We start from the raw sequence: 14,836 nt of genomic DNA on the forward strand, positions 1-14,836 counted from the left end.
AGGCAAATGTGCCTAATTTCGGGGTTTTTTGTTTGCTCAAAGATAGTGATAATAGCTTTTCCGTCAAAGAAATAGAGTATTTCGGAATTTCCCTATATTAAAAGGCGAACACCCTGACAGTGTTGTTATCACATATGACGATTATGCAGGTAAAGATAACGGGTTGGGCGGAACTCTCGGTACTTCCAATTCCTACAGCGTATCAATAGAAGGGGACAACTTTACAGCCATAAATATAACATTCCAAAACACTGTTGTCAATGACGGATCAGTTGCAAATCAGCAGGCGGTTGCATTGAGAACCAATGGCGACAGGCAGAGCTTTTACCATTGCAAAATTTTGGGATACCAAGATACATATTACAGTTACAGCTTAGGAAGGGTATACATGAAGAACTGTTATATAGAAGGATCTGTAGACTTTATTTTCGGCCAATCAACAGTGGTTTTCGATAGTTGTGAATTTCTGGTTAATCGTGAAGGCGGGGTTTTAACTGCTGCCAGTACAAATGTTAATTCAAAATTCGGGTATGTATTCAAAAACTGCAAAATACATGACAATAAAAATGGCTTTAACGGTTCTATTTCAAAAATCTATCTGGGTCGTCCCTGGCAGGGAAATCCGAAAGTAGTATTTTTATCCTGCGAAGAACCGTCGATAATCGCTCCGGAAGGTTGGACTTCCATGAACAGCGGTCTCAATCCTCTTTTTGCAGAATATAATTGTTCGGGGCCCGGTTACAAACCATATCAGCGATCTACCAATCCTGATTATTCCGGAATACAGCTTACCGATGAGCAAGCGGCACAATACACCATTAAAAATATCTTTTCAAAAAATACGAATCCCGCATTCGGAATAGACTGGGTCCCCGATACGAATTTCACTGCCAAAATACCACAGGAAATAATATTTCCAGAAATAAATACATTCTCAGGAACGATAAACCTTGAAGCCTTTGCTTCTTCTGGACTTGAAGTTTATTACACAAGTTCCGATTCAGATATCGTTCAGATATCTGGCAACCAGGCTACTGTAAATCATCCTGGAACAGTAACCATTACGGCACATCAACCTGGAAATTTCCTGTATAACCCCGCTGAACCGGTTTCACAAACCATCAATGTTCTTACATCGGATATAAAAAAAACCCCAGATAAAATTCAAATAACTCTATACCCCAATCCTTCTTCGGGTAAAATTTACGTAAATGGAATTATGGGAAATACATTAATTGAGATTTTTTCCATTTCAGGTGAATTTTTAAATCAAATGGAAATCAAGTCGGGACAAATAGATTGTACAGGATTAAAACAAGGTATATATTTATTAAAAATCGGGAACAATTACCATAAATTGGTGATTCGATAACTAAACCGGGCGGCCTTCCACCGCCCGTCACTTTTATAAACTGTTTTAAAAATGAAATATTGACTTGTCCAGAAAAAGTTTTACAGAAAAATTATTCCAAAACAAGTATAATTAAAACCTTCTCCACAAACCGAACAGCTTAAAATTAGGTAAATAATAATTTTAAGATACTGTTAAAAAAGTGTGTCTGCAAGGAAATATAAATGTCTTTTCAGTTTAGTTTTACAAAGGAACAATTAACAAATTTAATTAGCAAACATAAAAAAAAAAAGGGTTATCATGTATGCATCCCTTTTTTGTATACTTTTCTTCTAAAATAGGACAGGATAAAATAACAGCCCCTTCATATAAATAGCTCTAAAAAGCAAATTTCACTTTAATTCTCCCTTCATAATACCGTTTTTGTAGTTGCAGTTTACATTTTTATTTTTGTAACAATCTTGCAAAAAATTAATTTTGTTTTATGATAAAAAAGTTTTTAACTGCTATCTCATCCGTATTAAATTCATCTAAGTTATTGGCCGGATGGAACTCGCATGGCTTAATGAAATTTATACATGTTCTTTTGTGGCAAAAAGTCGCCATGCTCGTTTCATTCTTTTTTCTTGGACTTTCAAATTATACTTTTTCCCAATGGACCTATAAATTTGAATTTGGTATCGGACCAAGTCCTTATCCTGACTATATTATAGCCCAAACCTTAAACGGAAGCATTGGTTATTGCTTTTTTAAAGAACTCAATGTTTACACAGGAATTAATGTATTTTCGCAGGGCAGCACTTCAATGCCGTTGGAGGAAGACGAATATGAATACTATAATTATTATGATGAATCAGAATTTTTTCCTACTATAATCTTTCAGGCAGGTATTAACCAAATACTAAATTTAAAAGTCATTGACCATAATGAAGATGAAAGAGAGAATTGCCGGATAGGAATATTCCCGGAAGTAAATGGCTACTTTACACCACGTTTATATCGCTACTTCAACAGAGAGGGTATAGAATACACAGGTCCTCGTATGTCCCAGTTATCGTATGGTGTTGGAGGAGGCATCTTATACGGCACCTGGAAAATGTATGTGGCATTAAAGTATGAGTGTAATACCATTGACAACCTGGAAAGTATAAAAAAGTAGTTCCCGATCTGGACAAAAAAAGTAAATTCAATCACATGGTAAGTTTAGTATTAGTGCTAAGGTAATTTTGGAAGTCATTCAATAAAGGGGAACAACCTGTATCCCATATCGGAACCGGCACCTTCCACCCTTTTGTAAGGGTGTATTCCCTGATATAGAAGTTATGTAAAAACAGAGCGCCGCCAAAGTATAGTATAATATTGGCAACGCTCTTACGGTTTCGGGTTTACTATGTTGTTCTATTTTTTATTTCTCTCTCTCAAACGGCCAGGCGGCAACTCCTCCCTCAAGTATTTTCACATTTTTATAACCATGGTGTTTCAGGAGAACTGCAGCTTCATAACCTCTAAGCGATATTTTACAAAAAGTAATAATCTCTTTGTTTTTATCCTTTGGCAATTCATTTAATCTTTCCCTCAGCTTACCTATAGGAATCAATGTTTCACCGATACCCAGCCGCATTTGTTCATACTCATCGGCACCACGAGCATCCAGAATAAACATATCGTCGCCGCGATCAACTTTTTCTTTCAGTTCAACGGAAGATATACCGTTAAAGACTCCCTTAAGCTTGTTTTCCATGATGTGTGCGGTAGCTATGCTGTGATCAATAGCCAGCGAGAATGGCGGGGCATAAGGCAAATCGGCATTGACCATATCATCAACAGTCAGGTTGCCTTTAATTGCGGTAGCCCAGATGGCCAGTTGTTTGCTCACATCGCCGGGCCCCAGACATTGCGCTCCAAGAATCTTACGACTTTTTTTATCCACCACCAGCTTGGTAATCAACAATTTTCCATTCATAAAGCCCGGCTTATCGGGGCTGGCATTCAAAACTCTCTCATAGTCGAATCCTGCTTCTTTGGCTTTGGTTTCCGAAAGGCCTGTGATACCAACACCATAATCAAAAATTTTACAAATACCGGTTTGAATGGTCCCCGGAAATTTAGCCACATTTCCGGCAATAACATTTTCACCTGCAACACGCCCCTGAAGGTTGGCCAGGTCGCCAAACGGAGCAAGTACATTTTTACCGGTAATAATATTTGTTACTTCACAACAATCGCCGGCGGCATAAATGTCCGGATCGCTCGTTTGCATATATTCATTGGTGGTGATACCTCCCAACTGACCGATTTCCAGACCGGCCTCTTTAGCCAGCTTCACATTGGGCCGAACGCCTATAGCTACTACCGCCAGCTGACAGGGAATTTCGGTACCGTTCTGGAGCTTAACCGCAGTAAGTTTTCCGTTTTCACCGACAAACTCGGCCACCCCGTTTTGAGTAATAACATTGGCTTTAGTTTTCAAGTAATTTTCCACCAGTTTGGCCATCTTCCAATCCAGGAAAGTTAACAATTGGGGTAGCAATTCCACCAATGTCAATTCAATGCCTGCAAGGTTTAATGCCTCCAAAGTTTCAATACCAATTAAACCACCACCAATGACGACAGCCTTTTTAATTTTGCCCTCGTCTCTTATTTTTCTAAGAAAATCGGCATCTTGCATGGATTGCAAAGTTGTAATACCTTCAAGGTCGTTTCCGGGCACCGGTGGCATATTAGGGATAGAGCCTGTAGCTAAAATCAGTTTGTCATAGGGTTGAGAACCCTTTTCACCGGTTTTAAGATTGGTATATTCTACAACCTTATTTTTTCGGTCGATACGCGTTACTTCGGTATTCACTTTGGCCACAATACCTTTTGCACTCCAGAAAAATTTGGGATCGCGCACCACACCCGTAGGGGTACACAACAATTTATTACGGTCGTCAAAAAAGCCTCCGACATAATAGGGATACCCGCATGATGCCATTGAGAGCTCAGGCGCCTTTTGAAACATGGTAATATCTGCAAATTCATCCATTCGACGGGCCTTGGATGCAGCCTTAGGACCGGCGGCTGAACCGCCAATCACGATTATTTTTTTGTGTGACATGGTTGTTGACATTTAGTTTTATAATTTTTTGTTGTTAGTTTTAGTATTAAATAACGCGTGTTGAGTAACAGTAAATATATATGATTTGGCATCTTAACTAAACTTCCCGGCAACAATAACTAATCGGTTAACATCAAAGACTTTAATTGCTCCCAGACTTTTTTAACTTCCCTGGCTGTTTCACCCTCAGGTGCAAATTCCACCACACTCATCTTTTCCAGCATTGCTTTGACAATATTTACATCAAAGTTCCATCGTCCTAATAACGGAATATGATTTTTGTTAAGAAATGCTTCAATTGTTTCTGACACTTGCAGATTGATATCATATTTATTGATAAAACCGTAAACCGGCACATTGAAAGAGTTGGTCAGACTCACCAACCGTTGAGCATCGTGTAGCCCAGATCGCGTAGGCTCAACAACCAGTAAAACAGCATCGACACCTGAAATGGAAGAGATGGCCGGACAACCAATACCCGGAGGGCCATCATTAATAATAAATTCAGCATTTGTTTCTGTAGCTATTTCTCTGGCTTTTTGTCGCACCGTTGCAACCAGTTTACCTGAATTATCTTCGCCTGCCCCCATTTTGGCATGTACAAATGGACCAAACCGGCTATCGGATACAAACCAATAATTATTATTGTTTCTATAAGAGTGAATGGCCTTCGATGGACAAACCCGTTCACATAATCGGCACCCCTCACACTGATAAGCATTGATATAAAATCCACTACCCGCTTTTGTATGAATGGCATCGAACCTACAATATGACCAGCAAATACCGCAATTGGTACACTTTTCCTCATCTATAACGGCCACCTGCCCCCCTTCAAAGCGATGCACCTCCTTTACCTCAGGTTTGAATATCAAATGCAAATCTGCTGCATCGACATCATCATCGCACAACACCGCATTTTGAGCGACCGAAGCAATGGATGCGGCAACACTGGTTTTTCCGGCGCCGCCCTTACCACTTAAAATAGTTAATTCCTTCATCTTGCAGTAATCGTCTTTCTATGGATGTAACAATATCCGAATAGCATCTTCGTGCGTGGGGATCAATATTTTGAAGCAATTTACCTTCGGCATATTTTCCTGCATATTCTTTGTTAAAGGGGATTTCCCCCAACAGTTCTATTTCTTGCTCCTTTAGAAATGAATAGATCTCTTTATTCCCCAGGCCTGCTTTATTAATAACTACTCCAAAGGGCTTTCCCATTTCCACCAGCAGTTCAACCATCAGCGTCATATCATTCAAACCAAAAGGTGTTGGTTCTGCAACCAATATGACATAATCTACGTCAGCAATTGTTTCCACTACCGGACAGCTGGTGCCCGGAGGCGCATCGAAAAGTATAATTTCATCGGAATCAGCATCTCTATGATGCTTCGACACATTCTTCTTCAGCTCCTTAATCATAAGGGTTTGCATGGCCGAACCTACCTCTAACCTACCTTCAACGATGCCCTCCCCAATGCCTGTATTTACTGTCGTTATTTTTCCCAAAGGATGTGGTTTCTCTCTAATAGCTCCCTCTCTGCAAGCTACACTGCAGGCACCACAAGAATGACATAATGAAGCATTAATTTCTGCAAAGTGGGCCGGCGGAATAACCACTATTGCGTTAAATTCGCAATAGTCGACACACTTTCGGCAAAAAAGACATTTATTCCTGTCTATTTCCGGAATTGCATGCGTCACCTCAAGAGTAGAAGTGGTTTTACTATCCGGGAAAAAGATGCGATCGTTGGGTTCCTCAACATCGCAATCGACCAGCAAAACCTCATCTGTCAAACTCTTCGATATAAAATACTGAAGATTTACAGAAACGGTAGTTTTTCCGGTACCGCCTTTACCACTGGCCACAGCAATTTTTAAAGGCATAAAAACAATACTTTAATGATTAGTTATAAGCCTACTCCCAATCAACCAGATTGAAGTAAAAAGAAGTAAAAAACTAAGGTAAATTACTTCGTAATCTTTTTCCTTTTCCTTCACCGCAACCGTCCTTTCGTTTTTTACCCATGCCAACACCTAACTTTCCGGCTGCAGTGTCATTGCTCTCTTTTGCGCACTTTCCCAATTTGCGACCTGTCCGTGGTCCCTTACCTTCGGGACCTACCTGTATGATCCATTTTTGGCATGATACTATCCTTTAATTCGGTTAATAATATCTATAACTTTCAAATCTTCATTGATAATAACCATTTGAACACCGAATTTATCCAGCAACTTTTTGGCTTTAGGGCCAAAATCTCCGGAAATAACTTTACCGACACCCAACTCTACCACTTTTTCAGCTGTTTTAGTGCCAATACCACTTTGTCCTTCGGCATTTTCATTTTTAATAAAAGTTGATTCACCGGTTTTTTCATCCAACACACAAAACCATGCGGCCCGGCCAAAACGTTTATCAAAAGGTCCTTCCGGTGTTGATGTGGTTGAGGTTATTAATGTCTTCATCTATGATATAATTTGATTGTTAACAAATTGAAAGTGTCACTATACCTATATCCGCGTATTTTTGGACACTCGACAGCATTTTTCCTGATGCTATTTTAATGCTTCAACATTAAATGATTTGCAAACAGGACAATTTCTGTTTCTTATGGTTTCAGGTATGGTAAACCTGGCATTGCAATTGTGACATATCAACCAGCTTTTATCCAGCAGAGCGTGGCCGTATACCGCTTTTATTTCCTTTACTTCCACCAATGCTTCAGCCATCTTCCGCCGGGCTCGTTCATATATACGCGCAAAGGTAGCCCGCGAAATACCCATCACTTCCGATGCTTGTTGGTGCGTCATCAAATCATAATCGGCCAGTTTTATGGCTTCATATTCTTCGTAAAGCAATTCGACACACTTTGTTTGCGCGTGTTGATGCCCGTAGGGTTTATACCCTTTAAATCCCGGTGGCTTAACTACTTTTCTTAATGTTTTTGGTCTGGCCATAATGAACTTTTGTTCATACAAATATAATGAGAATATTCTCAAAACAAAATTTTACAATAATTAATTTTTACAAAAGATATTTAGTTGATGGAATGAATCAAGATTTTTGTTCTTGCTTTTTAATAGTGCAATTGGGGATTTTCGAAAAAATAATACTAATAAGGATGTCAATACAGCATTATGAACTCATTTAGAAATTCTTTACAACCGGGAATTTTAACGATTTTGGCAGAAGTAAACAGTCAGAAACCTGCCATCTAACAAGCCACTAATACTAACAACAATGAACTTAAAGAAAGTCTCATTCTCCCCAAATAAAAAATAAATTTTTCAGGAACGAATATTCCCGGCTTTGTGCTTTTTGCTCCATTCACCGGGGGTAGCACCGAACTCATTTTTGAAACTTTTGCGAAAATGGGCTACACTCTGAAATCCCACATTCTCAGCTATCTGTCCTACCGGCATCTCTTCATACCTTATTAAATTGACTGCTTTATGTAATCTAATCTTTCTCAAATAATCGGCAGCAGTCATTCCCGTTAAGCTTTTAAATTTTCTGTAAAATGAAGACCGACTCATAAAAAGCATTTTACTCAACACCTCCACATTAAAGGAAGCATCAGAAAAATTGTTTTCAATTAAACTATTGACCGAATTTAAGAATGACTTATCCTCTTTGGAAAATTCAGCACCGGCAGATATATAGCAATCGGCAGACTGAATATTTTGCATCAGTTTTTGTCTGTTTTCAAGGATGGACTTCAACCGTGCCAGTAAAACCCGTGTATTAAAAGGTTTTTCGATATAATCATCAATACCCAGATCAAAACCTTCTATTTTTATTTCTTCATCTGTGCGCGCAGTTAATAAAATAAATGGAATATTAGAGGTTCGATTATTGGCTTTAATCTCCCGACAAAGAGCAATACCATCCATCCCCGGCATCATAATATCCGAAATAATCAAGTCGGGTTCAAATTGCCGGATTATACTTAATGCCTGTTTCCCATCATACGCCACTTTCACCTGAAACCAATTGTCCAACACTTCTTTCAGAAAAGCTGAAAGTTCACGATTATCTTCTACTATAACAATCTTTTGGTCAGAATACCTGGAAAAATCGTCTGCAAAGTTTTCCTCAACAACCGGCTCATCATAAAAGATGGCTGCTGACGATGAAGTTCCGAAATCTTCCTCTTTAAAATGGTCTCGCCCTTTTAAGAATTTTAAACGGAAACGCGTACCCTTTCCAGGTGTGCTTGAAACCTCAACCCTCCCTTTTTGTAGTTCTGTAAGTCCTTTAACAATGGTTAACCCTATGCCATGTCCCGATGCTTTATTCCCCGTTCCGGTAACACGGTAAAAACGGTCAAAGATACGTTCCAATTCTTCTTTAGAGATACCGGGTCCCGAATCCTCGACCTCTATGTAAAAAGCATTACTTTCTTCACCAACAGTGACCATTACCGAACTATTCTCACCCGAATATTTGATGGCATTAGATAACAAATTACCGGTAATTTTTTCCAACTTATCCATGTCGAGCCATACCTCGAGCGTGTCATTGGATGAATAGAATTGAATGTTTACATTCTTTTGTTCGGCCAGTGGTTGAAAATTTCCAACAATATCTTTTACAACTCCTACAACATCAAATTTGGAAACAGACAATTTTAATTTTCCCTGATCCAGTTTCCGCAAATCAATCAACTGGTCAATCATATTCATAAGGCGACGGGCATTATTGCGGATGGTGCGTACTGCTCTTTTTTTATTGTGGTCAATTTGGTCAAGGTGCGCTAAAATTAAAGTTAACGGCGTTCTAAAATCGTGAGATATATTGGTAAAAAATTGCAGTTTAGACTGATCAGCCTCATGAAGTTTTTGCGACATTTCTAAAATTTGTTGGTTGCGTTCCCTAAGTTCTTTGGTTTGCTCTTCCACGCGACTCTTCAATAACAAATTTCTTTTATGAATCTGTTGCAACCTTATCTGATAGCCACCAAAAATCAAACCCAGCAGCAGAAGAATCATTGCCCCTTTAAACCATGTGGTTCGCCAAAAAGGTGGTATAACAACGATCTTTAAATACAAAGAGGGGCCAAACGTTTGACGATTACTGCCGGCCTGTAATTCAAAAATATATTCGCCGGGGGGAACCACGGTATATGATGCTTCTCGGATTGTTCCTGCAGGATATATCCATTCATTTTGCAAGCCCAACAAACGATAGCGAAATACATTGTGATTGGGATAATCGAAAGGGTAAGCATTAAACCGGATAGAAAAGGAATTTTCGTTATGTTTCAATTTAATTTCACTTCCCGACTGTAAAGGCTGATTAATTAAAATCCTATTTCCTAAACTGTCGCCGGGTAATATTTCTCTATTAAACAAATAAAAACTCTCAATACCGGCCCGAATGTTTAAATGTGGTAATACAATACTATCAGGATGGAAGCCCACCACCCCTGTATATCCTCCATAAAAGATATAACCATCTTTGTCGGCATACCAGGCATCGTCCATGAAAAAATCGTTGGCCAGAAAAACATAAAATTGCTCCTCATCCGGATAAAAGTGGGTTATTCCTCTGTTTGTACTCATCCAAAGATTGCCTTTTGAATCCCGCAAAAGGCTATAAACGATATTATTGGAAAGCCCATCCTTTTCAAAATACTTATTAACGACACTATCACCGGATATGCTGAACAAATTAAGACCGGCATTAGTGCCTATCCACAAGCTATCCCCCCGGGGTAGCAAACAATAAATTTTATTGTCGGATAAATTGTGAGAGGACCGTTGGTAAGTTTTGAAACGTTTTTGTTGCTTTTCAAATTTCAATAGGCCATTTTCATCTTTAGCTATCCATAAATTTCCATATTTATCTTTAACAACTTCTCGCACAATACCCGGTAAGCCATTATTATTTTCATTTAAATTTAACTGTGTTAATTCCCCCGTTTCGAGATTTACCATTCCCAATTTCTGAGAAGATGTAATGGTTAATATCCCCGGCTCAAATTCTTTAATTGAATAGCAATGGTATGGCCATGTCCAGGAAAACCGGGAACTTACTGCCTCCAAACGTTTTCGCGATTCATTATATATGCATAACCGACTGGCCTCCCCTACCCAAATGTTGCCGTACGAATCTTCGAAAATATTGCGAACATTCCGAATTACTCGTTTTGACCCATCTTTTAAATAAAAATATCCCAGGTAATGTTGCCGACCTTCCGAATCAATAATTCCTACTCCTTTTCTGTCGAATCCCAGCCATATCTCACCATTATTCCTTTTACATATAGCCCGTACCGGATCCGTATCGGGACTATTCAACAATGGCCGATTCCAATTATAATGTAAAAACCTATTCTTCCGATAATTAAAATGATTCAATCCGTTTTTTCTGGTTCCAATCCATAAATTACCCAAACTATCAAACTGAAGATGGGTAACATAATACCCTTTAAAGGAAAAATCGTTTTCGGGGTTATAGCTAAACCTTTCGACCATATACCCATTACCTTGCGGTCTAATTCTGTCTAAAAGATTGTCGTCTCCAATCCAAAATACTCCCTTATAAACAGCAAAACAATTAATTTGTGAGGGCCTTATGGAAAGGTTTAACGTCGATAAATCAACCACCAATTCTGATACGGTTAAATTATCAGACCACTTTTCAATACCTCTGTCAGATATCATGTACCATTCATTTTCATCTCTTTGAAGATGATAACAAGGTCTCTTCTTTAACAAATGGCTCTTAATGCTAATATTCCCATTATTATCCTCAACAGAAAGGTATTCTATTCCAAACCTTCCAAACGTCAGGAGGCTATCTCCTTTTAGTGTTAAACCCGAAACATACGCAGAAGCATTATATTTCCAACCGTTCTGATCATTAATGTTTAACAGACCAACTTTATTATCCTGACTAAACCAGAGTAAGCTATCGTTTTGCTGCAACAAGTTTTGAACAGGTGCAACGCCTAAAGCACTGAAAATTGAATCCGGAAAATGTCGGAAACGTTTAACGGCCGACCGGTATTGATTCAACACCCCTTCTCGTGTTGTTATCCATACATCACCATTCACGCCTTTGCCCATGGCAATTATATGGTTACCTGAAACACCATCGGTATTATCATATTGAGGTTTGAATATCTCAAACTCGTATCCATTGAATTTATTCAAGCCATCCAAAGTCCCTACCCACACGTTACCCTTGTCGTCAATTACCAATCCGTTAATGTTATTTTGTGATAAACCGCCGGATATGTCAAAATGGTCAAACCGAGGGGCCTGACCCCTCACTGTCACCATAACACATAATTGCAATAGAAATATGATTATCAAAGAGAAATACCTCATCTCACATCAATAAAGAAAATACCACAAAAAACAAAAACGTCTCTATTTGGCACAAAAACATCCATACTTCAAAATTAACAAATCTTAATTTGCAGTTATTAAATATTAATAAAATTTTAAAACAACATATCATGAAAAAGCATCATTTATTCTTTTCAATATTGGTTTTATGTATTAGTGTGACTTCGATATCACAAAACAAAATTGATCTATTTAACGGGAAAAATTTAAAAGGTTGGAAACAATTAAATGGCAAAGCTCCTTTTGAAGTTGTCGATGGGATGATTGTTGGAACCTCTGTATCCAATTCTCCCAACAGCTTTTTGGCTACCAAAAAAGAGTACACCAACTTCATCCTGGAATATGAGATGAAGATGGATGAAGGGCTCAATTCGGGAGTCCAGATCAGAAGCCATAGCTATAAGGAATACAACAACGGAAGAGTTCACGGCATGCAGATTGAGTGTGATGATTCCAAACGCAGCTGGTCAGGTGGTTTATATGATGAAGCACGAAAAGGATGGAGATATCCGTTGGAATACAATGAAAAAGCCAAAACTGCTTACAAACGTGGCGAATGGAACCATTTTAAGGTAGTTGCCTATAATAATTATATAATGACATGGGTTAACGGAGTACCAACAGCCAATTTGGTAGAAGAAGAAACAGAAACCGGTTTTATAGCTCTCCAGGTGCACGGCATTGGAAATAACAAATCTCTTGAAGGGAAAAAAGTATGGTGGAGAAACATTACACTTCAGGAGATTGATGCTGACGACTTTAAACAATTTGAAAACATGTCGGCACCACAAGTTAGTTATCTAAAAAACCAATTAACCAACAAAGAAAAAGCTGAAGGTTGGAAACTTTTGTGGGATGGAAAAACCACCAATGGTTGGCGGGGTGCCAAATTAGATCATTTTCCTGAAAATGGATGGGAAATCAAAGACGGCATACTTAAAGTTCTGGAAGCCGGAGGTGGAGAATCTACCAATGGTGGAGATATTGTTACTACTAAAAAATACAAAAATTTTATCCTTGAAGTTGACTTTAGACTTACCAAAGGGGCCAACAGCGGTATAAAATATTTTGTGGATACAGAACTCAACAAAGGCGAAGGCTCATCTATCGGTTGTGAGTTCCAGATTCTCGACGATAAATATCATCCCGATGCAAAAAAAGGCGTGAATGGAAACCGAACAGTGGGCTCTCTTTACGACCTAATACCTGCCAACGGATTAGAATATAATCCTCACCTCCCCAGAGAAAAATATGTGAATGGATATGATCATTGGAATAGAGCACGTATCGTTGTCAATGGAAAGAAAGTAGCTCATTATTTAAACGGTATTAAAGTTGTTGAATACGTACGCGACACACAGATGTGGAGAGCCCTGGTTGCTTACAGCAAATATAAAATTTGGCCAAACTTCGGTGAAGCAGAAGAAGGACATATCCTCCTGCAAGACCATGGTAATGAAGTAGAATTCAGAAACATTAAAATCAAAGAATTATAACTTTCTAATCACAGAACCATTGTTTTCTAATTTATAAAGGTCAGAGTCAAGAAATTATGGCTCTACCCTTCCCTTGCCGAGATATAATGTGAAGCTATAAATTACAACATCACGGCTCAATATCTTACTAGTCTCGGAGTTTTTATTTTGTTAACGCAAAACAGTAGAGTAAAATGAAAAAAAATAACACTTCTCGCCGCGAGTTCCTTAAGAAAAGCGCTTTGGGCGCCGCAGGGTTAACCATTGCAGGCATGAGCATGCCGGCCAAAAGCTATGCTTCTATATTAGGTGCCAACGATCGTCTGAACATCGCCATAATAGGTTTGGGACGTCGTCTGGGGGCCTACATCCAACCCATTGCTTCTGCCAAAAGCAATGTACGCCTGCTTTATTTATGCGATGTAATGAAAAAACAAAGAGTAAAAGCCGGCAATACCTTTTCAAAAGTATTGGATTATACTCCCATACAAGAAGAAAACTTTTTTAAAGTCATAGAAGATAAAGAAGTAGATGCCATCCTTTTGGCAACGCCCGACCACTGGCATGCTCCCGGCACCTGGTTAGCCAACGAAGCGGGCAAACATGTTTACGTTGAAAAGCCTTGCAGCCATAATCCCTACGAAGGTGAATTGCTGGTAAAATCGCGCGACCGTTACGGAAAAATCATCCAGATGGGGAATCAGCAACGATCGTCAGCAGAGACCATCGAAATCATTAACGAAATACACAACGGCGTCATTGGCACACCCTATTTGGCCAAAGCATTTTATACCAATAACAGAGGGCGGGTAATAAATCCGGTTAAGGCGCCTGTGCCCGATGGCCTGAACTGGGATTTATGGCAAGGTCCCGCACCGCGTAAAGATTATGAACACAACACCTGGGATTATAACTGGCATTGGTACGGATGGGATTACGGAACCGCTGAAACAGGAAATAACGCCGTTCATGAGCTCGATATTGCCCGCTGGGCTTTGCAGGTAACTTTCCCTGAAGAAGTAATGGTTGATTCAGGTAAATATCACTGGGTGGATGATGGCTGGACCATGTACGACACCATGGATGCTACTTTACGTTTCCCGGGAAATAAAGTTATCAAATGGGACGGAAAAAGCCGTAACGGACATAATACCTACGGAGGTGGAAGAGGGACCATCATTTACGGGACAGAAGGATCTGTGTGGGTCGACCGCGGTGGGTACAAATTGTACGACCGCAATGGAAAACTTATCCGCCAGCGACATTCCGGTAATAATGAAGGCGGCACTCAATTAGGCGGAGGTGGAGACCTCTCAACCTTGCATGTACAAAACTTCTTCGAAGCCATACGCGGCAAAGAAAAACAACGGTCGCCCATCGACGAAGGGGCCATCAGTACTTTGCTCGGACATCTGGCTAACATTGCTTCCCGTACCGGTGAAGTCCTCAAATGTGATCCTTCAAATGGTCACATCCTTAACAGCTACAAAGCCATGTCGTTATGGGAAAGAGAGTATGAAAAAGGTTGGGAACCAAAACTCTAAAACACCT

Annotated in this window: 11 protein-coding genes; 4 read left to right on the forward strand and 7 right to left on the reverse strand. The window is 39.4% G+C overall.

The features are described from left to right. Positions 1 to 127 precede the first annotated feature (127 nt). Both BM130_RS04620 and BM130_RS04625 read left to right on the forward strand, forming a co-directional pair. Entirely contained in the window at positions 128 to 1,372 is a 1,245-nt protein-coding gene (locus BM130_RS04620) for a pectinesterase family protein (protein WP_302846861.1), read from the forward strand. 463 nt (positions 1,373 to 1,835) lie between these two features. Further along, a complete protein-coding gene (locus BM130_RS04625; protein WP_010528457.1) occupies positions 1,836 to 2,510 on the forward strand; it encodes a hypothetical protein in 675 nt (224 codons plus the stop codon). 246 nt (positions 2,511 to 2,756) lie between these two features. Here the strand turns inward: BM130_RS04625 and BM130_RS04630 are convergent, their stop codons facing one another. From BM130_RS04630 to BM130_RS04655, 7 genes are all read right to left on the reverse strand, one after another. After that, a complete protein-coding gene (locus BM130_RS04630; RefSeq protein ID WP_029626702.1) occupies positions 2,757 to 4,448 on the reverse strand; it encodes an FAD-dependent oxidoreductase in 1,692 nt (563 codons plus the stop codon). A gap of 119 nt (positions 4,449 to 4,567) precedes the next feature. Then, entirely contained in the window at positions 4,568 to 5,449 is an 882-nt protein-coding gene (locus BM130_RS04635; RefSeq protein WP_010528459.1) for an ATP-binding protein, read from the reverse strand. Then, positions 5,421 to 6,338 carry a nucleotide-binding protein gene (locus tag BM130_RS04640; RefSeq protein WP_010528460.1) on the reverse strand — a complete coding sequence of 306 codons (918 nt, stop codon included), beginning with the start codon at positions 6,336 to 6,338 and terminating at the stop codon, positions 5,421 to 5,423. Before BM130_RS04640 ends, BM130_RS04635 begins: the two co-directional genes overlap by 29 nt. Before the next feature lie 73 nt (positions 6,339 to 6,411). Continuing rightward, on the reverse strand, positions 6,412 to 6,537 hold the full coding sequence (locus BM130_RS15815) for a hypothetical protein (RefSeq protein ID WP_367889484.1): 126 nt from the start codon (positions 6,535 to 6,537) through the stop codon (positions 6,412 to 6,414). A 65-nt stretch (positions 6,538 to 6,602) separates the two neighbouring features. Beyond that, a complete protein-coding gene (locus BM130_RS04645) occupies positions 6,603 to 6,917 on the reverse strand; it encodes a NifB/NifX family molybdenum-iron cluster-binding protein (RefSeq protein WP_010528461.1) in 315 nt (104 codons plus the stop codon). 90 nt (positions 6,918 to 7,007) lie between these two features. Continuing rightward, on the reverse strand, positions 7,008 to 7,409 hold the full coding sequence (locus tag BM130_RS04650) for a DUF134 domain-containing protein (RefSeq protein WP_074964284.1): 402 nt from the start codon (positions 7,407 to 7,409) through the stop codon (positions 7,008 to 7,010). Positions 7,410 to 7,739: 330 nt separating this feature from the next. Further along, on the reverse strand, positions 7,740 to 11,741 hold the full coding sequence (locus tag BM130_RS04655; RefSeq protein ID WP_010528463.1) for a hybrid sensor histidine kinase/response regulator transcription factor: 4,002 nt from the start codon (positions 11,739 to 11,741) through the stop codon (positions 7,740 to 7,742). Between the two features lie 179 nt (positions 11,742 to 11,920). Here BM130_RS04655 and BM130_RS04660 point away from each other — a divergent pair, with 179 nt between their 5' ends. Beyond that, positions 11,921 to 13,306, forward strand: coding sequence for a 3-keto-disaccharide hydrolase (locus BM130_RS04660; RefSeq protein ID WP_010528464.1), 1,386 nt, complete (start codon positions 11,921 to 11,923; stop codon positions 13,304 to 13,306). Between the two features lie 173 nt (positions 13,307 to 13,479). Beyond that, a complete protein-coding gene (locus tag BM130_RS04665) occupies positions 13,480 to 14,829 on the forward strand; it encodes a Gfo/Idh/MocA family protein (RefSeq protein ID WP_010528465.1) in 1,350 nt (449 codons plus the stop codon). Positions 14,830 to 14,836: the final 7 nt, after the last annotated feature.

This window comes from Thermophagus xiamenensis (genome assembly GCF_900112795.1).
GTDB lineage: Bacteria > Bacteroidota > Bacteroidia > Bacteroidales > Marinilabiliaceae > Thermophagus > Thermophagus xiamenensis.